The organism is Clostridia bacterium (assembly GCA_024685775.1).
Taxonomy (GTDB): Bacteria; Bacillota; Clostridia; order Christensenellales; family CAG-1252; genus CAG-1252.
This window is the reverse complement of record JAIKVL010000007.1, coordinates 66,947-89,617: the sequence shown is the minus strand read 5'-3', so window position 1 is coordinate 89,617 and position 22,671 is coordinate 66,947. Positions and strand designations below refer to the sequence as shown.

At 49.1% G+C, this 22,671-nt stretch carries 14 protein-coding genes and 2 tRNA genes; 3 read left to right on the top strand and 13 right to left on the bottom strand.

Translation table 11 applies throughout. The features are described 5' to 3' along the window. Positions 1 to 236: 236 nt before the first annotated feature. From K5753_02110 to K5753_02085, 6 genes are all read right to left on the bottom strand, one after another. A tRNA-Ile gene (locus K5753_02110) sits at positions 237 to 313 on the bottom strand. Between the two features lie 7 nt (positions 314 to 320). Then, positions 321 to 396 (bottom strand) — tRNA-Ala (locus K5753_02105). Between the two features lie 138 nt (positions 397 to 534). Further along, complete coding sequence (locus K5753_02100) at positions 535 to 1,500, bottom strand: magnesium transporter CorA family protein (protein MCR4725995.1); 966 nt, start codon at positions 1,498 to 1,500, stop codon at positions 535 to 537. A gap of 208 nt (positions 1,501 to 1,708) precedes the next feature. Then, positions 1,709 to 2,512 carry a hypothetical protein gene (locus K5753_02095; GenBank protein ID MCR4725994.1) on the bottom strand — a complete coding sequence of 268 codons (804 nt, stop codon included), beginning with the start codon at positions 2,510 to 2,512 and terminating at the stop codon, positions 1,709 to 1,711. Then, the gene (locus K5753_02090; protein MCR4725993.1) at positions 2,509 to 5,895 is read right to left on the bottom strand and encodes a UvrD-helicase domain-containing protein; all 3,387 of its coding nucleotides are present in this window, start codon (positions 5,893 to 5,895) and stop codon (positions 2,509 to 2,511) included. Before K5753_02090 ends, K5753_02095 begins: the two co-directional genes overlap by 4 nt. Next, on the bottom strand, positions 5,892 to 9,053 hold the full coding sequence (locus K5753_02085) for a PD-(D/E)XK nuclease family protein (GenBank protein MCR4725992.1): 3,162 nt from the start codon (positions 9,051 to 9,053) through the stop codon (positions 5,892 to 5,894). Before K5753_02085 ends, K5753_02090 begins: the two co-directional genes overlap by 4 nt. Positions 9,054 to 9,129: 76 nt before the next feature. Between K5753_02085 and K5753_02080 the strand changes: the two genes are divergently transcribed. Continuing rightward, positions 9,130 to 10,017, top strand: coding sequence for a hypothetical protein (locus K5753_02080; GenBank protein MCR4725991.1), 888 nt, complete (start codon positions 9,130 to 9,132; stop codon positions 10,015 to 10,017). A gap of 90 nt (positions 10,018 to 10,107) precedes the next feature. On the opposite strand, the gene K5753_02075 is transcribed toward K5753_02080, so the two are convergent. Then, positions 10,108 to 11,493 (bottom strand): GNAT family N-acetyltransferase, encoded by a 1,386-nt coding sequence (locus K5753_02075; GenBank protein MCR4725990.1) that lies wholly within the window; start codon positions 11,491 to 11,493, stop codon positions 10,108 to 10,110. A 79-nt stretch (positions 11,494 to 11,572) separates the two neighbouring features. Here K5753_02075 and K5753_02070 point away from each other — a divergent pair, with 79 nt between their 5' ends. Continuing rightward, entirely contained in the window at positions 11,573 to 12,478 is a 906-nt protein-coding gene (locus K5753_02070; protein MCR4725989.1) for a hypothetical protein, read from the top strand. 69 nt (positions 12,479 to 12,547) lie between these two features. Here the strand turns inward: K5753_02070 and rpsI are convergent, their stop codons facing one another. The 4 genes from rpsI to K5753_02050 form a co-directional block, all read right to left on the bottom strand. Beyond that, positions 12,548 to 12,967, bottom strand: a complete 420-nt coding sequence (gene rpsI / locus K5753_02065) for a 30S ribosomal protein S9 (protein ID MCR4725988.1) — start codon at positions 12,965 to 12,967, stop codon at positions 12,548 to 12,550. A gap of 13 nt (positions 12,968 to 12,980) precedes the next feature. Next, complete coding sequence (gene rplM, locus K5753_02060) at positions 12,981 to 13,409, bottom strand: 50S ribosomal protein L13 (protein MCR4725987.1); 429 nt, start codon at positions 13,407 to 13,409, stop codon at positions 12,981 to 12,983. Between the two features lie 283 nt (positions 13,410 to 13,692). Then, a complete protein-coding gene (locus K5753_02055; GenBank protein MCR4725986.1) occupies positions 13,693 to 14,001 on the bottom strand; it encodes an MGMT family protein in 309 nt (102 codons plus the stop codon). 51 nt (positions 14,002 to 14,052) lie between these two features. After that, positions 14,053 to 15,066, bottom strand: a complete 1,014-nt coding sequence (locus K5753_02050) for a glycosyltransferase family 2 protein (protein MCR4725985.1) — start codon at positions 15,064 to 15,066, stop codon at positions 14,053 to 14,055. Positions 15,067 to 15,402: 336 nt separating this feature from the next. Here K5753_02050 and K5753_02045 point away from each other — a divergent pair, with 336 nt between their 5' ends. Next, positions 15,403 to 16,149: a DUF6270 domain-containing protein gene (locus tag K5753_02045; protein MCR4725984.1), complete on the top strand. Its 747-nt coding sequence runs from the start codon at positions 15,403 to 15,405 to the stop codon at positions 16,147 to 16,149. A 97-nt stretch (positions 16,150 to 16,246) separates the two neighbouring features. Here K5753_02045 and K5753_02040 read toward each other — a convergent pair whose 3' ends face one another. Then, a complete protein-coding gene (locus tag K5753_02040) occupies positions 16,247 to 17,605 on the bottom strand; it encodes a hypothetical protein (protein ID MCR4725983.1) in 1,359 nt (452 codons plus the stop codon). Further along, positions 17,602 to 22,653, bottom strand: a complete 5,052-nt coding sequence (locus K5753_02035; GenBank protein ID MCR4725982.1) for a glycosyltransferase — start codon at positions 22,651 to 22,653, stop codon at positions 17,602 to 17,604. The genes K5753_02040 and K5753_02035 overlap by 4 nt, the downstream gene beginning before the upstream one ends. Positions 22,654 to 22,671: the final 18 nt, after the last annotated feature.

Here is a 22,671-nt window from a genome sequence, read left to right as displayed (position 1 = left end):
CTCTTCGTAGCTTAATCTCTTAAAGTCTTTTTTAACTTCTCGTTAGTTTTAATGTATCCTCAGCAAAATATCTATATAGTGAATTTGATTCGTATTACTCTTTACTCTTCATAATTAAGATATTTTTTCTAATTGACGAAGCTTCATGTCACTCCTGAGTGTCGTGACACAAAACTTCCTATGCAGTTGTCAATGTGCTTTCCGCAACGACAGTTGCGTTTCGCGATCTCTCGCTTTGGTGGACTAAAGTAGACTCGAACTACCGACCTCACGCTTATCAGGCGTGTGCTCTAACCAACTGAGCTATTAGTCCATATAATTGGTGGAGATGATCGGGTTCGAACCGGTGACCTCCTGCTTGCAAGGCAGGCGCTCTACCAACTGAGCTACACCCCCGTTGTAAGCTAAACTTCTTCGAAAGACAGCTTTATAATGGTAGCATTATTAAAAACTTTTGTCAATGCTTTTTTTCGAATTTTTTAGGGTTTTTCAAAAAAAATTTTCAACCCCGAAAATACCCCGAAAAAGGCGAAATCAGAACATCTTTTTCTTGTAAAGAAAGATACCCGAAATGACCGCGAGGATAAAGGAAACCGCGCAAACGACGCCGAAGCCCCAGACGCTGTGTTCCCCCGGGATCCCGCCGAGATTCATGCCGAAAAGGCTGGCGATCAAGGTCGGAACGGACAATACCAGAGTCAAAGCGGCGAGCACTTTCATAATGCCGTTCAGGTTATTGGAGATAATCGTCCCGTAAGCTTCCATCGTCCCGTTCATGATCTCGCGATAGATCGAACACATTTCCGCCGCCTGCTTGTTCTCGATGCTCGCGTCGTCGATCACGTCCTGATCCTCTTCGTACTTTTTGAGATAGGATTGCTTGTTGAGTTTCTCGATGACCGCGTCGTTCGCCGAGATGGAGGTGCTGAAATAGACGAGAGATTTTTGCAGGTCGAGCATTTCGAGAAGAGCGTCGTTGGACATATTCTTTTCGAGATTGGACTGCAAGCGTTGGCTCGCTTTATTGATCAAGCGGAGATAATAGAGATACTTCGTCGAGATCGCGTACAGAAGTTGGAAGGTCAAACGAGTGGATTTCTGCGTTTCGACGTTCTTGACCCTTCCGTACTTGAAATCGTTGATAACGGAGTTTTCTTTCAAACAAACGGTCACGAGGAAATTATCCTTATGTATGATACTCATAGGGATCGTGCCGTAGGTATAGTAATCGTTCTCGGGATCTTCCTCGATGATCGGGACGTCCAAAAGGATCATCACGCAATCGTCCTCTTTGTCGATACGGGCGCGCTCTTCTTCATCGAGAGCGGCTTTGATGCCGTCCTCGCTGATCCCCGTCATCGCCGCGATCTTTTCGATCTCGCGATCGTCCGGGTTAACGAGATTGACCCATTTATTGACTAAAAATTCGGAAGTAAACTCATTACCTTCGGGATAAGTGCAAAGATTTTTATTGGAATCGTTGTAAAGGATATCGATCATAAGCGCCTCCTCGGACAGATCCGCAGGGGGCGAAAAAAATCAAGACCCGGAGCGGACGGATACAGACTTCATAGTATTATCTTCGTCAGGATCCATATCTCCTCCCTCCTCTTATTCTAAATGCAGTTTATCATTATTTTTCGCCGACCGCAAGTATATTGACGAAAAAAATTCGGTTTTTTCGTTCTTCGCGCATACGCGCGCGAAATCATATATTCTGCATATCGATTTCCCGCAAAACTTGCCGCAATCGTTCGAGCCCTTCCTCGCCGAGTTCGCCGTCGCTCCCGCATTTCTCTTCCCGTCTCTCCTCGGGCGTTTTTCTCTCGTCCGATTCGATCGGCGCCGACGGAACGTCCGCACCCGTATATCGAAGCGCGGGATAAAGGTCCTCTCCCGACGGCTTAACGCGAAGCAGTTTCCCGTCCAACAGCTCGGCGAGTCCCACCGCGGCTTTTTCCGACGCGACGGCGTACCCGTGCGTCAAAAAGAAAAGGATCGCGCCGTTCGGCGTCACGAAAAACAGCGAGATCGCGAAGCGTAAAAACGCTTCGCTCAACGGGCAAAGAAAATAAAAGGAAAGAAAGACGAGGACGGAAAGCGCGATCGAAAGCCCGAAATACACGCCGAAATAAAACGCGCGGCGATCTTTTACGCTTTCTCGCGCTTTTTCGGAAAAAGCAAAGGCGGAGATCTCCCCCTCGGCAAACGCCAGAAACGCCATCTTTAACGAAGCGGGCGCGTCCTTCAAGCACACGTCGCGAAAGGCTTCCCGATCCGCCCCCGAGATCACGCCGTTCGCAAGGACTTTTTTCGATCTTCGATACGCCGAAAGGATCCCGCCCGGCGCGCCGAAATGCAGACAAAGGGAGGCGAGCAAAACGAATCCGATCGGAAACAGACACGAAGAAAGAAATATATACTCGGACGCGTTTCGCGCGACCATATAAAGTAAAATGACCGATCCGCTGAAAAAGCCTTCCACGGGGCGCTCCTTTGCCCCGGGACTCACAAAGAGATCAATTCGTTTCTCCCGAGGACGAAAATATATTTTTCGACCGCGACCGAGCCGTACGCCTTACGAACGGCAAGCTCGTACAGATCGAGCTGCGCGCGATATCGTTCTTTCAGAATGGAAGAAGGCGCCTCGGATAATTTATAGTCGACGATGATCGCCCGACCCTCCGAAAGCGCGAGAAGATCGATCTTGCCCTGCACCGAAACTTCGTCGCCGCCCGCCGCCGATCCTTCCCTGAAATTCAGAGACGAAACGCTCTCCGCGGGAAGAAGCATCATAAAGCTTTTTTCCCTCCCGACCTTCATTCCTTCCGTTAGCTTCGCAATCGTTTTTGCCGCCGCCAAAGCGAGCGAAGGGTCGATCTCAGCTTTTTCTTCTTCCGTCAAAACGCCTTGGAAAACGAGATTCTCCAACGCGCAGACGACGTCGTCCGTCGTCTCGACGTCAAGCGGAAGGTTTTCCATAACGGCGTGGAACGCGACGCCTCGCTGCGTCCTGTCCTCCGCGAAAAGCGGCGTCGGCGGAACGAAGCCTTCTTCATCCGTACTATTTATACCCGTAACCGTGTATTTTATACCCGTAACCGTCGAACTTTGATGGGGATAAACGTAATCGAACCCGGCAAGAACCTTCGAAACGTCCGTTTCGTCAAACGATTTCGTTTCCTCAACCTGCAACACCTCGCTCTCCTCTTCGATCGGGGATCTTTCGATGATCCCGAGATCGCGGGTCGCATAGGCGATCCACTCGGCGGAAGAAGACGCGAGTTCGGGCGCGGACGGCGAAGCGTATCGCTTCGCGTCGAGCGTACCCGTGACGTACAGCGAATTTTTCGCGCGCGTCAAAGCGACGTACAAAAGCCGAAGCGCGTCTTCACGACTCTCTTCTCTTTTCTTTTTCTTGACGCATTCGACCGCAAAATTCTTTCTGTTCTCAAACGAAGATTCGTCCGCGATGCTTTTCGCGACGCCGAGATCGCGGTCGACGAGGACGGGAAGCGTGTCCGCGCTCGGGTTTACGCTCGACCCCGTTCCTATCAAAAAGACCACCGGGAATTCGAGTCCCTTGCTGCCGTGCACGGTCATGACCGAGATCGCGTTTTTATCCTCGACCTCTCCCGCGTACGTCCTGTCGCGGTTCTCGTCGTAAAACGAGATGAATTCCGACAGCCCGACCGATTCCTTTCTGCCTTTGATCGAGCGGACGAAGGTAAGGAGTTTACCGAGGCGGACTCTGCCGTCCGATTCTTTCAATAAGGGAAGAGAGAAACGCTCGCGCACGATCTTCGCCGCAAGCTCGTCGAGCGGAAGGACGGACGCCAAAAAGCGCGTTTCATCGAGGAACGAAAAGGCATCTCGGATTTTTTCGCCCCTCGGGTCTTGCGTAAAAGCCCGCGCCTTTTCGTAAAAAGTCTTCCCGGGCTCGCGCCCGATCTCCGCGATCTCTTCGCTCGTAAAAGAAAAGATCGGAGAGCGGAGAACGGACAAAAGCGCGTAATCGTCCGCGGGGCTCAAAAGCAAACGGAACAGATCGACGAGTTGATCTTCTTCCGCGCTCGCTTCCTCTTTCAGAAAATCGCCGAGATTTAAGGGGATCCCTTTCTTTACGAGGTATCGGATCGTCTTCATCGAAGTTCCGTTTCGCTTCGCCGCAAGGATCGCGATATCGCCGTACGACACCGTAAACGGTTTTTTCGCGCGCGCGTCGAACAACTCGGAACCGACGATCTCCCGAAGTTTTTTCAGGATCCGAATTCCTTCGGGGCAATTCTCTTCTTCCTCTTTTTCTTCTTCGGTCGCCTTTCGAACGCTGTAAACCTCTTCGACCTCGAAGGTTTCCCTTTCCCGCTCGGGCGCGAAAAAGATCCCGACTTCGCCTTCCTTCCCGACCGACGGGTCGCTTTCTCTGCCGACCAGCAAATGCTTTTTGTAATCCACGCCGCCGAACGATTCGGTCATGATCGAAGAGAAGACCCGATTGACAAAAGAGACGACGGCGGGCGAAGAACGGAAGTTTTTATCGAACAGAATGACTTCCGAAGCCGCGGGATCCGTTTCCGCGTCGCGCATGCGGTTCAAAAACAGGGCGGGATCCGCAAGTCGGAAACGATAAATGCTTTGCTTTACGTCGCCGACCGTAAAGAGGTCGCCCTTTTCGGAGATCAGGCGAATGATCGTGTTCTGAACGGGGTTTACGTCCTGACATTCGTCCACGAGGACGTAGCGGAACCCGAGCGCGTCGCGGATCTCGGATCTCGCGAGGAGTTCGAGCGCGTACTTTTCGAGATCGCCGTAATCGAGGACTTTTTCCCGCTCTTTGATCGCCGCGTATTCCTCGGAAAACGCCTGCGTAAAATCAATGAAATCGGAGATCGTTTTCGCGGACTCGGCGTAATCCTTTTTCAAAGCCTCGAAAGAGCCGTAATCCTTAACGAGGTTTTTCATTTCGTCGAAGAAATCTTTGGAGATCTTAAAGACGACGTCGCCGCGCGCTTTGAGCTCGGGAAACTCGCGGTTTTCCGAGGGCGAAACGGAGATCGTCCGTTTCGGAATCCGATCCACGGTCAGGAAAATATCCCGAAGCGACGTGCAGTTCAGGCAATCGCCCGTAATGGCACCGAGCTGTTGCGCGATCTTTTCTCCGTATTTTTTCGCGCCGCGAGCGCGCGCTTCTTCCGCGAAAGAGGTCAATTCGCGCGCCGCGAGAAGGGCTCGACGTTTGAAATAGGAAAGATAGTATGAAGCGTAAGGCGTTTCTTCGAGAGGGGCGTTCGCGATCGCTTTCGCGCGAACGAAATAGCCTTCGCGCTCCTCGGACGTCGTCATCATATCGTACAGGCGGAAGACGCACTTTTCGAGTTTTTCGTCCTTATTCTCTTCGAACGTTCGGGTAAAAGAAAGGAAGCTCTCTTTATCCTTTTCGTAGTTCTTTTTCAAAAGATTCTTGAACGCCTGCTTTTTGAAATAATCCGCGGAATCTTCGTCCGTGACCGAAGAGGCGGGCGAGATCCCGAGAAGCTCGAAATGCGATTTGATGAGTTTGAGACAAAAAGAGTGGATCGTTCCGCATGACAAAAAGGGAAGCTCGTCGAGCGCGGCGACGAGGGCTTCGCGCTCCTCTCCTTTCGATAGTTTGATCTCTTCGATCAAGCGATCTCCGAGCCTCGAAAGCATCTCTCTCGCGGAGGCTTCGGTAAAGGTCATCATCGCGATCTCGCGCGTCTTGATCTTTTTTTCTTTGATGAGCTCGACGACGCGGCTGACCATCGTCGTCGTCTTGCCGCTGCCAGCGGAAGCGGAAACGACGACGTTCTTTTTTTCGCTTTCGATCGCCCTGCCTTGCTCGGTCGTCACGCGCTTTCTTCTTTCGTCCGTCATACTTCCTCCTCCCCGACGATCTGCTCGATCGAATCGAGTTTTACGTCGCCTTTCATTCCGCGCTTATGCCGAAAAGCGCGCAGACAAACGTTCTTCGCATCGCAATACGAACAAGGATACGCGCGCTCGTTCTCGCTTTCGACGAGCGGATACGGAGCGATAAATCCTTCTTTCATCTCTTTGATTGCGCCTTCGGACAACTCTTTAACGTACGTCAGGACGCTTTTCATCTGCGCTTCGGAGAGGAGCGCGGCGTCCGCCGCCTTTCCTTCGAGCGCGTCGCCTTTCAAGGAAAGTCCCGTCCAAGTTCCTTCGCCGCTCGCGATCTTTTGATCGATCGAAAGAGCGACCCAGTTCTCATTCAAAAATTGCCCTTTCAAAAAGCGGGCGTCCTGCTTCTTAAATCCCGTCCGAATATCGGCGTACAGCGCCGCGGTCGGATCGTATCCCGCATTTTTCAAGACGGCGAGATACATTTGCAGTTGGATCTTTTCTCCGTAATATACGTGCTTGATCCGATAATCGGAAACGCCCGTCTTATAGTCGATCGCGACGGCGTGTTTTCCCAAAAGATCGATCCGGTCGATCTTGCCGCGAAGAAGCGCGTCGCCGAGCGGAAGACCCGCGATCGGTCCGTTCTCGTCGAACACGATCTCGAAAAAGGTCGGCTCGAATTCGGAGTCCGCGCATTGTTTTTTCAAAGTGACGGTCATATCCCCCGCGGAGCGGATCGCGCGGTCGAGGAACTGCTCGCCTTCCGCGCGGGCGATCGCCTGATAACTCGGCTCGGATAAGACGCCTTTCGCAAGCGTCTCCCCTTTCTCCCGCGCTTCCTCATCCGAAAGATCGCGGCGCGCTTTTCCGTTTCGGACCAGCCACAGCATAAATTCGTTCGCGACCCGATGCATCACGTCGCCGAGGACGGCTTTATCCGATTTCGCGATCGGCTTATCTTTCGCGCCGAGTTCGTAGCGAACGAAATGCATATACGGGCAGGAAAAATACGTTTCCAGTTCGGAGACGCTGACTTTTTTGATCTCCGCGCCCGAGGAAAGCGACTTTTGCTCGGCGGCGAACGCGGGGATCGGGAAGGGCTTATTCATCGCCTTTCCGAGGGAGAAAGCGAGATCGGCTTCCTTTTTCGGAAGCGTCTTCTCGAAATACTTTCTCGACGACTCAACGAGGAAACGCTCCGCGACCGCGCGCGTCGGGATCCGATCGGACGGAGAAAACGCGGACAGCGCGTCGCCCGCGCTTACGACCTTCGCCCCGAACGTGTTTTTCAAAAAGCGGGCGCAAGACGAGAACTCGCCCGAAGAATGTAAAAGATAGGTTTTTTCGCCGCGGAGCAAAAGTTGCATCGCGCCGAATCGACTTTGCCCGAGCTCTTCCGCGCCGACGTTCTCGATCACGATATCTCGGTTACGCCAAGCGGCGTACTCCCTTTCGCCGAGGATTCCCTCTTTGGTCTTCTCCAAAGGGAACGCGCCGTCTTCCGCGCCGAGGACGAAAAGAACTTCGATCGGCTCGAACATCACCTGCTCGGGCGACGCGAAATAGACGCAATCCAGCGAGACGGGAAGCGCGGCGATCTTGACCTGCGACGCACCCGAACGGAACGCCAGCAAGAACTCTTCGATCGAAAGCTCTTCCTCTCCGCGGATCTCGCAAAGAGAAGACAAAAGTTCCATCGTCTTCGCGGGCGTTTGGCGCAAGATCTCGCTCTCCTTCCGAAATCCCGCGTCATAGACCTTCTCGGCGTAAAGCGCGAGTTTCGAATCGAAATCGTTCGCTTCCAAAAACCGACGGAAGGCTTCCGCGAAAACGGAAACGGATGCTTTCGAAGGAAGCGCGAAAAGGGGCGCGAGTTCTTTATTCAAAAGCGAACGGACTTTTTCCGCGGGAGCAAACAGGGGATCGCCCTCTCCGAGGGAAAAAGGCGCGCGGAAAGAAAGAACGCCGTATTTCAGCGCGTAATCGTAAAAAGCGAATTTTTCTTCGCGGGTCGCGCCCGAAAACAATTCGTGGAAAAGATAGCGAAACGCCGTGTTTCGATCGGAGTTTTTGGAGCATACTTCAAACGCGGCGATCCAATGGCGGAAAACGTCCGATCCGTCCAACGGAAGCCTTTCATCCGAGAAAAACGGAATCCCGAATTCCGAAAATACCCGCTCCAACTGCGGGCGATAGCCCTCGAAGTCGGGCGCAATGACGGCGACGTCGCGGTAGCGAATCTCCCCCGAACGAACGAGACGGGTGATCTCGGTCGCGAGGTAGGCGATCTCTTCTTCTTTGTCTTTCGCTTCGATCAAAGCAAACGCGTCCGACGCGCCTTGATCGGAGCCGTAAGCGAACAGCGTCTCCGCGACGAGGCGTTTATCGGCGGGCAAAGAGCAGGGAACGCTGACTTCCGAAACGCCGACGCCCTCTTCCTTCGCGGCGAGGAGCAGCTTCCGATACGCGGAAGGATAGACGCGCCCGTTGGCGCCGCCCATCGGGACGGAGACGGAACCGGTCAAAGAACGCGCGTTCTTCATCAAAGCGCGCAAAACGCCGAGCTGTTTCGCGTTGAAATCGGTGTGATCGAGGACGTAAAAATTCTCGTTTCCGAAAAGCTTTTCCTTTTCGATCTCGGAGATTAAAGCTTCGAGGCGGGTCGTGCTGTCCGAATAATCGAGGTTGAGTTCTTCGAGGTAAGAGCGATAAAGATAAGCGATATCGAGCGTCTTATCGCGGACGTATCCGTCGAGAGTATCCGCCGCTTTTTCGAGCCGCTCCGCGGTCACGCCGCTGTTTCGGATCGCCGTCAGCGCCGCGTACATCTCTTCCGCGAATCCGGGCTTTCTCGCCGCGCGCGCATACGCTCTGAGGTTCTTTTCGCCCTTTCGGATCACCTTTTCGAGGAGCATGACGGAGCCTGCGGGCGAGAGACATTTCTTCATTTTATTGCCGAGCGCGACGCTCGCAAGGCGCGCGAAACTCATAACTTCGAGATCGAAGCTGCTTTCTTTCCCGAGCCGTGAAAGAGCGCCCGCTTCGAAAGCGAGCGTAAATGCGTCGGGAACGACGATGATGTTTTTACCGTTTCCCTCTTTGAGCGTGGAGAGGACGGCGTCCGTTCCTTCGCGAACGGAATGCGCCTTATAAAGTGTAACCATATCTATATTTTAACGCATAAGAAAACCTTTGACAATCCTTAATTCGGGATATAAAATGGTTTAATAGAGGTATACTATGAAAAAAGCGTTACTGATTGTATTGATCCTTCTCGTGGCGGCGTCTCCGATCGCCCTAACTGCGTGTTCGAGCGTCTCGCAGGCGCAGCTGCTTTCGACCGCCTACGTTTGCGACGTCCCGGGCGGCTACGAGCTTTTTACTTACGACGTTTATCATAAAACCGACGTCGTCGGCGAAATGACTTTGAAATTCGAGCCGCTCACAGGCGAAGCGGTCTCCGTTCCCGACAGGACGGCGGAAGGCGGCGAAAAGAATTTCACCTCTTTCAAGGGAACCCTCCTCTCGATGGATCTTCGTATGGACGGCGTCTTTAATTCCGACTCGATCACTTCGAAAGTCCTTTACACGAACGCATTCACCCCCGTTTACAGCTATAAAAAGACGAATATCGACGGCGTCGTCAAAGAAATGCAGGTCAGCTATTCTTCCAAGTACGCCCGCACCAAACTCTTCGTCGACGGGAAAGAAGAAAAGACTTCCCGCCATAAGATCAAGAACGCGACCGTCTTCGATAACGAAATGCTTTACGCGATCGTCCGCGCGACGAAAGTGGACGAATCTTCCTATTCCCTCACCTTCTCCGCGCCGAACGCGCTGACCGCGACTTTGGATTCTTTGACCGTTTCGAGGATGGCGACGGCAAACGCGAACATCAAAGCGCTCGAACCGAAAGGCAAGACTTCCGAAGAAGATATGGCGACTCCCGCCTACGTCTTCCGCATTTCCACGGGCAACCGCTACGCGGAATCCTATTCGATGGAGATCGCGAAAGAATCCGTCACGATGAATAACGATTATATGAACGTCAAGAACGTCAAAAAAGTCATTTTGAAAATCGTCGAGGGCGATTACAGCTACGTCTTGAAAGGGATCACCATCGCGTAACGCTCGCGCGTGTCTCGAAAAAAAACTTATAAAAAAAGCGCGGATCCCCGCGCTTTTTTCGTTTTCGTTTCCCGCGGCAACCGCCGCAATTCACTGCTTGCGAAGCAAGCGGAAGTACCGCATTTTCTCATCCTTTCGAACGGAGCGAAACCCTGCGGCAAGGATCATTTTTTCGCTTTGCTTATTCTCTTTGAAACAGCGCGCGTGAAGAGCGGGAAGAATTTTCAAAGCCTCGTCAGCGACTGCCTTAAACGCTTCGCGCCCGTAGCCCTTTCCCGCGTACGCCGCGGCGATGCGAAGCCCGAGCTCGGCGGAACCGTCCGCACGAAAGTTATAGACGACGGCTTCCCCGATCGGCTCTCCCGAGAGAAGCGCGATCTTGAAAGAATAGCAAACGCCCCGCCCTTCGTCGGAGAGCAGGATCTTTTCGAAATAGGCGGGCGTCGGTTCGTTGCCGTCGAGATCCGCTTTGTAATCGTAACCCCAATAGCGGTTGCGTTCGTCGTCCGTCGCAAGCGCGGCGTAAAACGGCATATCGGAAGAAGCGAACGAATCGATCGCGAGGCGATTCGTAAAGATCGCGGGGAGAGAAAACGCGCGGGAAAAGCGGCAGAACGCCTGCCTTTTATCCAAAAGCGCGATCGGATGATATTGCGTCTTGCTCGTCCGAAGCCCCGGATCGCCCGAATCGTCTTCTCGGTTCACGTATTTCAGCCCCGACGCGTACCGACGCGCGAACAAAGAGCAGATCGTCGGATAGATGCCCTCGTAATCGGGGAGCGCTTTTTCGATATGAATGATCAAAGTCTCGCCGAGGATCTCTCCCACGCTGATTGCGGCGATCTCCCCTTTGACGCGGATCATCCCCGTCAGAAGATCAAGCTCGCGAAACGCGGAAAGCAACCGCTCGCAGCAGCGATATTCGATCCTCTCCCCCTCGCTTCTCGGCGCGAGTGCTTCGTGCTTTTTCAAAAAGGCGAACACGTCGGGCAAGTCCTTTTCGCCGAAAGGGGTAAATTCGTAGTCCGGATATTCGCGCGTGAATTTATTGAAATGATTCTTTTGCCCGTGATACTTTTTGCCTTTGTACTCGGCGAGATCGGCGGCGTTATAGAGATAGTCCGCATAGTCGCGGTGGCTTTGGATCTCGACCGCGGGATAGCGGGAAAAGAGGTAGGAAAGTTCTTCGTCGTCCACCGAATGGAAGCAGAGATCCCCGCCCGTTTCGCGGATGTATTCTTCGATCAATCGGACGCCCTCTTCTCGGTGCTCGCCGCGCGGCAGGGAAAAGCGTTCCGCTCCGAAAAGGCTCTCTTTCAGGACGACTCCGCCCTCGTAATAGGCGACCTCGGTCGAGAGATAATCCGACCACATATATTCCACGCCGACCGCTTTCATGCAAATGGGCGAACTCCCGCCCATAAAAGGCTTGACCTTCTTTATGTCTTCTTTTTCGAACTTTTTGAAGCGCAACATAGTCTTATTATACTCCGCGCGCGACTATTTTGAAATAAAAAAGAATACATTATAGAAAAAAAAGAAAGGCGGTAATCGTATGGAAGTTCTGGTTTTCGACGGGCAGTTTTTTATCGACGGGTTTCCCGTTCGGCGGGGATTCAAGATCGAAAACGAGAAAAAGTTGCTTTCCTATATCGCGCGAAGCGGCGCGGGATGCGCCCCGATCGAGGAAATCGGCGGCGAAATCCGATTCGAAAAAGGGGCGTTTCGGGCGATCTATTGGAAAAAAGGAGTCGAGATCCGACCGCCCGTCCGAAGGATCGCATCTCCGAAAGTCATCGAGCTTTCGACCTACGGGCAACCCATCCGCGTGGAGATCCGAGAGGGAGCGAACGGATCGATCGCGATCGAAAGCAGCGCGCGAACGGAGTTTTTTCCAAGCCGCGATCTGACGAACGCGCGCGCCGAGATCCTCTCGGGGCAAAGCGCGGCGATCCTCGACCTTCGGGCGAAAACCGAGATCGGTGATTATATCGCGCTGTTCGCATTGACCCGCGAGGGAGCGAAGCTCCTTCTCGAAGGCGCGGGCGAGATCGAGACCAAAGGGAACGACGTCACGATCAAGGAGAGGCTTTTCGACGCGCGGGATCGCACCCGAATTTCGCGCTACTTTTGGCAAGGCGCGTCCTTCGCGTTAACGGAGCGCACGTTCGAGCGCGGCGCGTCCCCCGTTTTCGGCGAGAGGAACGCGGGTCGGCTGCTTCTCGAAGCCGCCCTTGCAGGCGACGAAGAGGATATTCTCTCTTACCTCTCCCCAGAGATCGCGAACGCCGAAGAGATCAAGCGATATTTCGGCGCGTTCGACAAAATCCGCGACCCCCTCTTTACCTCGTCCGAAACCGCGATCGCCGTCCAAAAAAGGCTCCCCGACCGCACCGTCTCTATCACCTACGACTTCACCTTCGACGGCGGCAAGATCCAAAACATTCTCTGCGAGGAGTGACCGCAAACAAAATTCGGATAAAAAAATTCCCGAAGGATGACTTCGGGAATTTTTGATTGCGTAAAACGATTAACGCTTGCTGAATTGCGGAGCCTTACGAGCCTTTTTAAGACCGTACTTCTTTCTCTCCTTCATTCTCGGGTCACGGGTCAGGAAGCCCGCGGACTTGATTTGGGATTTGAGTTCGGGGTCCGCGATGACGAGCGCGCGAGCGATGCCGTGGCGGATCGCACCGGCTTGACCGCTGGGGCCGCCGCCGAGGACGTTGACCGCGACGTCGAACTTTTCGAGCGTGGACGTCAGTTCAAGGGGTTGACGGACGACGAGCTTCATAACTTCGAGACCGCCGAAGTACTCGTCGATCGTGCGCTTATTGATGACGATGTTGCCGCTGCCTTGGGGGATCAAGCGAACGCGAGCGATCGCCTTCTTTCTGCGGCCGGTTCCCCAATATTGCAATTTTTTCTTTAACGCTTTCTTCGTTGCCATACTTTCACCTCACTTAGAATTTGAGTTCGGCAGGCTGTTGCGCCGCATGGGGATGCTCGCCGCCGCTATACACTTTGAGCTTTCTGAACATCTGTCTGCCGATCGAGTTTTTCGGGAGCATACCTTTGATCGCGAGTTCGACCGCAAGGACGGGTTTCTTCGCCATCAATTCTTTGTATTGGATCTCCTTCAAACCGCCGATATAGCCGGTGTGATAACGGTAGTACTTTTGTTCGAGCTTTTTGCCGGTCAAGCGGACTTTATCCGCGTTGATGATGATAACGTAATCGCCTGTGTCGACGTTCGGGGTAAAGATGGGCTTATTCTTGCCGCGGAGAACCGCAGCGACGTTCGACGCAAGACGACCGAGAACCATATTGGTCGCGTCCACGACGTACCACTTTCTTTCCACCGTTTCAGGCTTTGCCATAAAAGTCTTCATGGATTTTCCTCCGATAATATTTACTCCGCGAGGGCGGGTCAAAGGGGCTAATTTTGCCTTTTCCACGCATAAGCTATATTATTTTAATAAAATAAAAAAATCCTGTCAAGTTTTTGGAAGGCAAAAAAATCGGATTTTCAAGATATTTCCCGAAAATTTTTCCGACCCGCATTCCTTCTTCGAGCGAACGGGGAAAGCGGTTCTTTCGCCGTAAATTCTTCCTTTTCGTCGAAGCGCCCCGCCGCAAGAAAAAACGAACCGTGCGGAGAAACGAGGGGCGTTTTCAAGAGAGACGGCGCGGGGTTTTCGAAAGATCCACCCGATCGCCTTGAACGGCGATCCCTTCCGAAAGAAGGCGTTCTCGCTGCGCGGCGACCCCGCCGAAAGCATAGGCGGGAGAAAGCGATCCGTCCGCGCGAACGACCTTATAACAGGGGTACTTTTCGCCGTCCGGATTCCGATGCAGCGCGTTCCCGACCGCCCTTGCCGCCTTCGGCTTCCCGAGCGCGCGGGCGATCTGCCCATACGTCACGACCTCCCCTTTCGGAACGGTCAAAAGAAATTCCAAAACCCGCCTCTGAAAATCCGTCATTTGCATTTCCGACCCGAGATTATGACAAGCCTTTTTCTAAAAGCATCCGAATTATTCCCGATGTTTTTTTTCCTTTAACAAACGAGGTAAAAAAGTAAGAAGACGCCCTAATCTGTACGTCCGAGAACTTCGAATCGAGTCGATCTCATCCTGCGCTTTCTTCAATTCCCGACCGAGCACGCGTCGCTCTTCCACCAACAAATCTTTCTCGGTGAAGCCGTCTTTTTTTTCAACAAGCGCAGCATTCAACGATTCCGAATATCGGCTCGAAAACGGAGTCATAGACAAAATTGACGCAGCGAAAAGGCATCTCTTCCAAGCGACTTCAAGCAATCCGTCATAACCAAATTCTTTCGCAAGATTCATTTCTTGCAAAATCGCTTTGCAATAATCGGACCACTTATCTTCGCTCCATTCGTAAAGTCTCGATTGATGCCCGACTCGATAGCAATAGGTAACGTCGGGAACGGCGTAAAACGACTTAGCTTCGCGCATCGCTTTTATAAAAAAGAGAGGATCTTGATAGCGGATATAGGGCGGAAAAACGATCGCGTTATCGATCAACAGGTTTCGATCATAGATAAAGCGATAGAACCCCAAATCGAATTGATAATCGGAATAATCGCGCCAACCTTCTTCGCGGAAAAGGAACCCGAACGAATCTTCTCCGAACGATTGCACCAACAAACCGTCCCTGCATTCGGCAAGCGAACCACCGCAAATCCGAGCATTCTCTCTTTCGGCAGTCTCGAAAAGCCGCTGCAACGTCCGTTTATTCGGATAAAAATCGTCCGAATCCATAAAAGCAATATATTTCCCGTGCGCGCGCTCGATACCTAAATTCCGCGCGGCAGAGACTCCTTTGTGAGACTCTTCCAACAAGACGAAACGATCATCCGACAAAAAGGATCGAACCGACCCCAAAAGTTTGGGATCAGCGCCGTCGCTCACCAAAATGACTTCCAAATTTTTCAAAGTCTGCCGTTGAATGCTCTTCAAGCACGGCTTCAAAAACTCGGAATTATCATAGAAAGGTACGATTACGGAAACGGATACTTCTGACATTTTATACATATTTCTCGATCGTCAATTTTTCGATCGAAAGCTCCACGTTGATAGTTTTACAGGACAAGTCGGCATTTTGATTTTCTACTTAAAAAAGCAGGAATCAATATTATTTATAGTTTATCATCGAAATTCTTATGAGGTCAATAGCAATTTCAATTTTTATAGTATAACAAAATCAACAACGGTAATTCCTTCTAAAAGAGGCTCGTACGATTCTTTCGGCGCTTTGCTCCTCTCACACATATCCGTCGAGAGCAATTTTCTCCTTGACGGTTTGGGTTATAAATACTATTATATAATTGTTAGTGTTACACTAAGAGAGAGGATAAAGTTATGAATGAGAATAAGCCGGTTATAGATATTTGGGGTGCCTGCGTATCAAGAGAAATCTTCAACTTTACAACCGATTTCAAGGTCGGTTATCATATTTTGCAGAATCCAATCCAAACTCTCTTCGGAGAGCCTTGGCCTATCGAAGACGATCAAATACTGGCAACGTCCAATTTTACTCGCAGAATGGCAAAATTGAATTTTTACAAGCAAGCCGTACCATATTTTCAAGAAAACTTCAAAGCCAAATACTTAATGATCGATACTTACGATTGCAGATCAAACATTTTGTGCATTAATGGTTTAGAAAAGTATTGCATTTGTAACAGTTTAACAACGAAACCGACCCTTAACGCTCTTAAGAGTCAAAAAATCATTGATTATACCATAAAATCTCCGCAAACCATATCCGATGAAGAATGGGAAAATTTAGTCCAACGCTTCATCGCAATTATTCGGGGAAAATACGACGAAGAAAATATCATTATCAATGATTTTTTATATGCACAGCAATACGTTGACGAAAACAATGTATTCAAGACGTTCGATCATTTGGACGAATATACAAAGGATCGCGAACTTACTCACAAGGTTACAAATCTTTTTATAAAAGCATTACCGAAAGCAAAAGTGCTTTTATCGAAAGACGAGCCCATCGGAAATGCCAATCACAAATTGGGATTATTCCCCGTTCACTATACGGATGATTATTATAGAAATCTTGCCCAACAATTAAAAGAAATGCTTTAAAAAACAAGTCCTCGTTTTCAAATCACACTTACTCCGATTGATTTATAAAACCGAGGACTTTTTTATTTTGTCTACAAAGAGAATTTGAGATAATTGATTAAACGAACTTTTCGATCGACAAATTTTCGATCGAAAGTCCAACGTTATTCGTCTTCCAAGGAACCCCTGCGTATATCTTTAATTCAAGACACTTCACCCGCGATCCGGTGATAAACTCGGTAACGGAATCCCCGTCTTTCAACTCGCACGACCAAATAAGGTCATTCTTTCTTCGGTCTTTAATTGCAATGACATAGTTTTCCGCTCCGCTCAATTTCGCACCCTGAATACGAATCAAATAACGCGTGGATTCCTCTAACGAATTCGGAAAAACGAACGCATTATAACTCGAATCCGTCGCTACCAAAATAAATTGCTTTTTTTCGTAAACGGGTTCGGTTTGATTTGAATTCAAATCAATAATCGATTCATTTTGTTCGTTGGAAAGCAGCAAGTCTTTCCATTTGTTATACCACATTTCCGAGAAAAGCATATACAGCGATTTATACGAGTCAAAATCGCCGGGCTTGTCGAACAGATTGAGCAATTGCATTATTTGAAAATGCACATAGCAGTCTTCCTGCGCATTATGCGGGTCATCCGCTTCCGCTGAATAACACCACACGATGATATTCTTCTCTTTTGATATGCCATATCGAATTGGGAAGTTTAACGATTGGCTCAGCCGCATTATGTTGTCTCGGTCATTCTCCGATAAAACGTTTTCCACCAAAATGTAACGGGTTTTATTATTGAGCTTTATCCAATGCTCAATATTATTCCTTTTCAAAGGATCGTGAAGAGGATCCAGTTGCGTAATGGACTTAAACCGATCATAATAAGAAAACGATTCCAAATACAACTGTGCATTGATTGCGACGCAGGTCGACCCCGGGATCAAAGAAGCGATCTCAAAACAAGCGGCACCGCCGCCCGACGAACCGTATAAAATGATATCTTTCTTTTTTATTTTCAGTTGCGTTGCAATCAGCGTCACCATCTCGGCGATACAACGCCTGTAATCAAAAGACTTTGAACCATAGTACCATCCCAAACGAAGATCATTGTAATCCCTAAGCATCGGATCGGCGATATTCAATACGCTGCCTTCGATAAACGTATACCAATACCAACGCTTAAACTCGGGATAAGTATCCATCAACCAACCGTTCAAAAAAACGTAAAGTGGTTTTTGAGGTTTAAAATTAAAAAAAACATCAAAAGATTTCCCCTTGAAATTGAGTTTAAAGCGACCTTGCGGAAAGTTCGAAATGTGTTCAACATCAACGGTCAATCCCGAATCATTCAAATAACTCACATTATGATCAAACATCTTAAAACGATTTGCGCCAAGTTCCTTTTTGACCCAATCGGTGATCTGAATGTTATTCATCTTATCGCAGAAGAACTGATTCATTCCCGGTTTCTCCTCTTTTTTAAGAATAAAATCGTCTTCTTGATCGCGAAGAAAAGACCGTACGTTTTCGCAAGTTTATTGAATCTGCGAACGTAATAACGAAAACCTTTTTTCGTCTTATTTCCCGCGCTCGACCCTTGCGACACTCTTCCTTTATCGCCGCCATTTAAAACATAGACGTTGGTCTGCATCTTTTTCAGAATCTCAAACAAGAAGTCCGTCTTTTGCGCGATCTCCCAGAACAGGAAGGCTTTGGGGATTTTCGCATCATTCCAAGGCTTGTTTTTCCCTGTAAAATGCAAAATGGCAGGCGCCGCATAAGCATCCAAGCAACGCTGTTTATCGATTACGACGTCACATTTCGCCTCGAAATGATGCCATTGGACGTTCCAACGGTTCGGAATAAAGACGACGTCGTCTTTACAAACGATATTCAACGCGTCCTGATCCAGCATAATAAACTCGGGGTGTTGCGCCAAAGTGCGGAACGCGCGCTCTCTGACCTTATTCTCGGCAAATTTCTTGGTATCAATAACCAAGACGCCCGCATTGAAGTAGGCTTCCGGATCCAAATTCATTTTCTTGACGTACCCAACGACGAATTGATTCATATAATTATGAACAGCGCCGATCGCCTTCCCGCCGAGATCGATTTCGAACATTTTGCTGATATCATCCAAAACGATCAAATCACAATCCAAGTAGATAACCTTATCATAGAACGGAAGGATCTTCGGGCAGAAGAAACGATAGTAGGTCTCCGTCGTGTAATGCGCGCAAGTCTTCAAATGCATATCGTTATTCAGATACGAAGAAATGTTAAAAGTCGTAATGCGATAATTATCGTTAACGACGTTCAGTTTTCTGAGTGTTTCTTCGCCGAGTTCCGTATAAAAGATATAAAAATCATAGAAGTAATCTTTGCTACCGTTTTCCAAAACGGATTGAATCGTAACGCCCGCATACGGCGCATATCCGGAATTCGTCGCAAGAATGATCGGAATGATCGGTTTATCGGTTTGCGGCTTTTCAAGAGTCTTATGTTCGACTTTGATCTTATTCTCGACCATTGCGAGAATATTCTTGTCGTAGACTTCCATATTGGCGAGTTGCTCGTATCTCTCGCGAGACGCTTTTCCCATCGAAGTCAATTCGCTCTCGGATTTGCTTACGAAAGAGAGCATACTCTCTTGAAGCGCCTGCGCATCCGCCGTCTTAATAATATAACCGTTTTCGTCGGTCACCATATACTTCGCGCCGGTATTCTCCGTAACGATCAAGGGTTTACCGTGCATCGTGCCTTCAAGAGCCACCAACGAACAGGATTCATCTCTCGAAGCGACGACGACCACGTCGCTATTTCGATAGAGTTCGTGGAGTTTTTCTTCCTCCGTGACCTCACCCAAATATTCGACATTCGGCAATTCCTTTGATCTTTCGATAACGTTCAGAGCCCAGTCCTTGCAAAAATCCAAGACGCGCCCTGCGAACACAAACTTGACCGATCCTTTATACTCTTCGGGGAGGGTCTCCATCGCTTCAATAATGATGTCGTACCCTTTGCGCGGTTCGATCGTGCCCAACGTCAGGAAAACGACTTCTTTCGTTTTAGGCTTGACGTAATCGAGATTCGCTTTATCTTCGACGCAGTTCGGCACGACTTGCACGTTCTCGTTGTAGGATTTCACAATGTAGGACTTTGCGTATTCGCTGACACACACCATATCCAACGAACTTTGCAAAACTTCCGCCATTCCCTTATTTCCGATACAAAGATCCTGCAAATTCGTCGCTTCGCGAATATACCAAACCGTGGGAAGATACTGTTGAATGATGTAATAGAACTTATAGGAAACGGCAGCGTTTACGATACACAAATCGAAAGTATCAAAAGCATAGGCATAATCCGCGTTATTGTAATCGCAAATCTTAACGGGAACTTTTAATTTCTCGTATTCTTTCCTAAGGTCGCCGTCATATAAAGACCATACTTCCACGTCATAACCGTAACGAAGAAGAACTTTGCAAATCCTGAGAAGGCTTCTCGGCGCGCCCGACCAGCTCAGCTCATTCGAATAAAGCAAAATCTTATTCTTTCTCTTTTCCTTTACTTTAACAAGCGGTTGCGGCGGAAGTTTCAACCCGTCCGTAATCCGTTTCAAAACGTTATTGTCGACGAGTTCAAACGTCCCCTTCTGTTTATCCGAAGACGAGGGAGCCGCGCCCTTCTTTGCAGACATAAGATTGGCGTTCAACTCGGATATTTTGCTTTGCCAAAAATCCGTCGCATTGGTCGTCCCGCCCACGCCGATATCATCCTCGAAAGACAGCGCTTCGAAGATTTTCCGATCAAACGGCTTCGCCATATGGAGGAAGTATTCCATCGGCATCGACAGCGTATAATTGCTGACGTAAAAACGATCCAAATAGTTTCCGAAAGCATCCAAAAAGTCCCGGCAAAAATCCAACGCGGCGGACTGCAATCTCTCGGTAAACCATTTCACGCAAACGTCCTCTTGGAATTCACCGAAAACGACTTTATTTCCTTCGGCGTCAAAATCGTAGCCTATTACCGAAGGAGCATATTCCATCAAGACGTGTTCGCGAATAATTCCCGTATTATTCGGGCGCCAAGGATAGAAACATTTCGTCTCGAAACCGAAGCGCTGTTCTCTCTGATCCAAGACGTCTCCGTTCGAATGAAGATAAAACGCATTGACGGGAAACCCGAGAAGAGAAGAAATCGTCGATTCGCTTCGCCCGGTGTAACCTGCGTCAAAGAGGACGTCTCCCTCTTTAATGATCTCACCGAAATATGCACGCGCGCGTTCCTTATCCGTTACGAAATCAAAGCAGTTTTTGTTCTTGCGAATAAAAGCCGTGATGAAATACGTGTAATTGATATTCTTCTCGAAAGGCGCTTCGTAATCGTAATCGCGCATTACTTCGAGTTGCAAGCGCTTGAACTGATCTTTCTTAATGATCGGTTTCAAAAGGTCGAGAATCTTTCTCGGCGAACTTGCGTTTGCGGACAACTTATTATTCAACACCGCTAACAAGTCGTCTACTCCGTTTATGTCCAACGTAAAAAGCGACTTTCTCGAAATATAAAGATAATTCGATTTCGGCGCGTCGGGCATATTTGCGGTATATATATCGTAGAAGCGTTTGAGAAGCCATCCGTCTCGGGCGACGAAATGGATCGTCGAAACGCCCTTGTTCTTCGTCTCATCCAAAAGCCATCTCGTTAAGCCCAAGAGCAGACCGCCGAGACAATAGTATCCGACGTAATTAGGATTCGCATCAAAATCGGAATCGCCGTTCATAGAGATTGCGGGATAATCGAAGCATTTATTGGCGACCAACCCGCAGAACATTCTCAAACCCAAGTAATGGTCGATCTGCCATTGATTTTTCGCAAAGAACGTATTCTTTGTGTACAAATTCTTATAGCTCTCGCCGCCGTAACAAGTAAGATTTCCCCCCTTAAAGACGTTCACGGAACTATTGATATGAAATGCGACCAGTCCTTTTTCCTGCGCGTTTTTAAAGTCGGAAGAATAATTATCCCCGATATGGATAATCTCCGAAGGCAAGCAATTTTCCGCTTTGAAATCTTCAATGATTTTCTTGAACATCGCGCCGCTGCCTTTGGTCTTTTTCAGCTCGGAGGAAAGATACAGTCTGTAATTCTCGTACCCGTTCGCCGCAAGGATCTTATGGATCGTTTCTGCGGGAAGATACATATCCGTGGAAATAAGGATCGTTTTCTTATAATAATTCGCCAAATCGAAGATTTTCTTCATGCTCGGCTTCGCCTTGCAAACGGAAAGTTCCGTTTCCAACTCGCGATTCAGCATATAAGTACAAACCTCTTCTTCGATCCCGTAAAGTCTGTGGAGCGTCCTATAAATATCGTAGATCGTTATTTCTTCGATTTTTTTCTTTCTCGCATTCTCTCGCGCGACTTTCTCCGCAGTCTGTCTCAAATAGGCGAAGTCAACGACGGAAGTGGATTTGATCCTATCGTTAAAATCTTTATTCAACAAACTGAAAACGTCGATCGTATAAAACAGCGGACGATAAACCAACGTGTCGAACATATCGAAACTGACGACTTTGGTCTTCGGGTCGGCGATCGCCAATTTCAAACGTTCCTCAACGTGAAAAATATTCGGAATCTTGGTTTCCGCGCTGTAAAAATATTGATCGGATTTTTGAAGACAGGTCGGCTCCGCAGAAAAATACTTCAACTCGTTATAGATCGCATTATTCCTCAAATCAAGAGAAAATTCCGAAGCGACGAAACGCCCCAAGTATATCCTTAACCCCCGATCATCCACGTCGTTCATTCTCAGCGCGCAGAAAAGAATCTCATACAACTTTTTGAATTGCCTGATCGTTTTAAGCGGCGCGGAAGTCATCCGAGGCGCCCTACGGCAATAGGCGTAGACGTTATGCTCGTTTATAAGATAGGTTGCCGAATTCCAAATGGAAAAGGACAAAACGTATCTGGAAATCGTCTGAAAACCCTCGTCGTTATTCTTATAAGTCGAATACGTATTCAGACAATCCGAAATCGGAGCGATAAGCGAGGACCGAATCAGTTTATTCCAAACGTCGTACACGCCCCAAAAGCGAAACCAGTACTCCACAAAAAAATTGATGATTTCATTCCCTTTTTTAGAGAGATCCGCTCGGCGCAACGGATCGAGGTTATACTCCATATATTTTTCGTCTTCTACTCTACTGACGTCGGAAAGAACGAAGTCCGCGCCGGAATCGTTCGCAGCGACGACCAACGCGCGAATGAAATCTTTGGAAAGCAAATTATTGATATCCCAAAAACAAACGTATTCACCTTTCACAAGGGAAAGCGCTTCAATAATTCCTTCTATCGTTTTGCCTTCGTCGGGAACGATAACGGTTTGCAGGTTTTTATACGTCTGGTTATTTAAAACAGACCTCTCGTTGTCGTTCAGTTTCTGTGATTTTTTCCCGAATACGAGAACCGAAACCAAAGGTTCATTTTCAAAATCGATCTTCATAAAACCACTTCCTTTGAA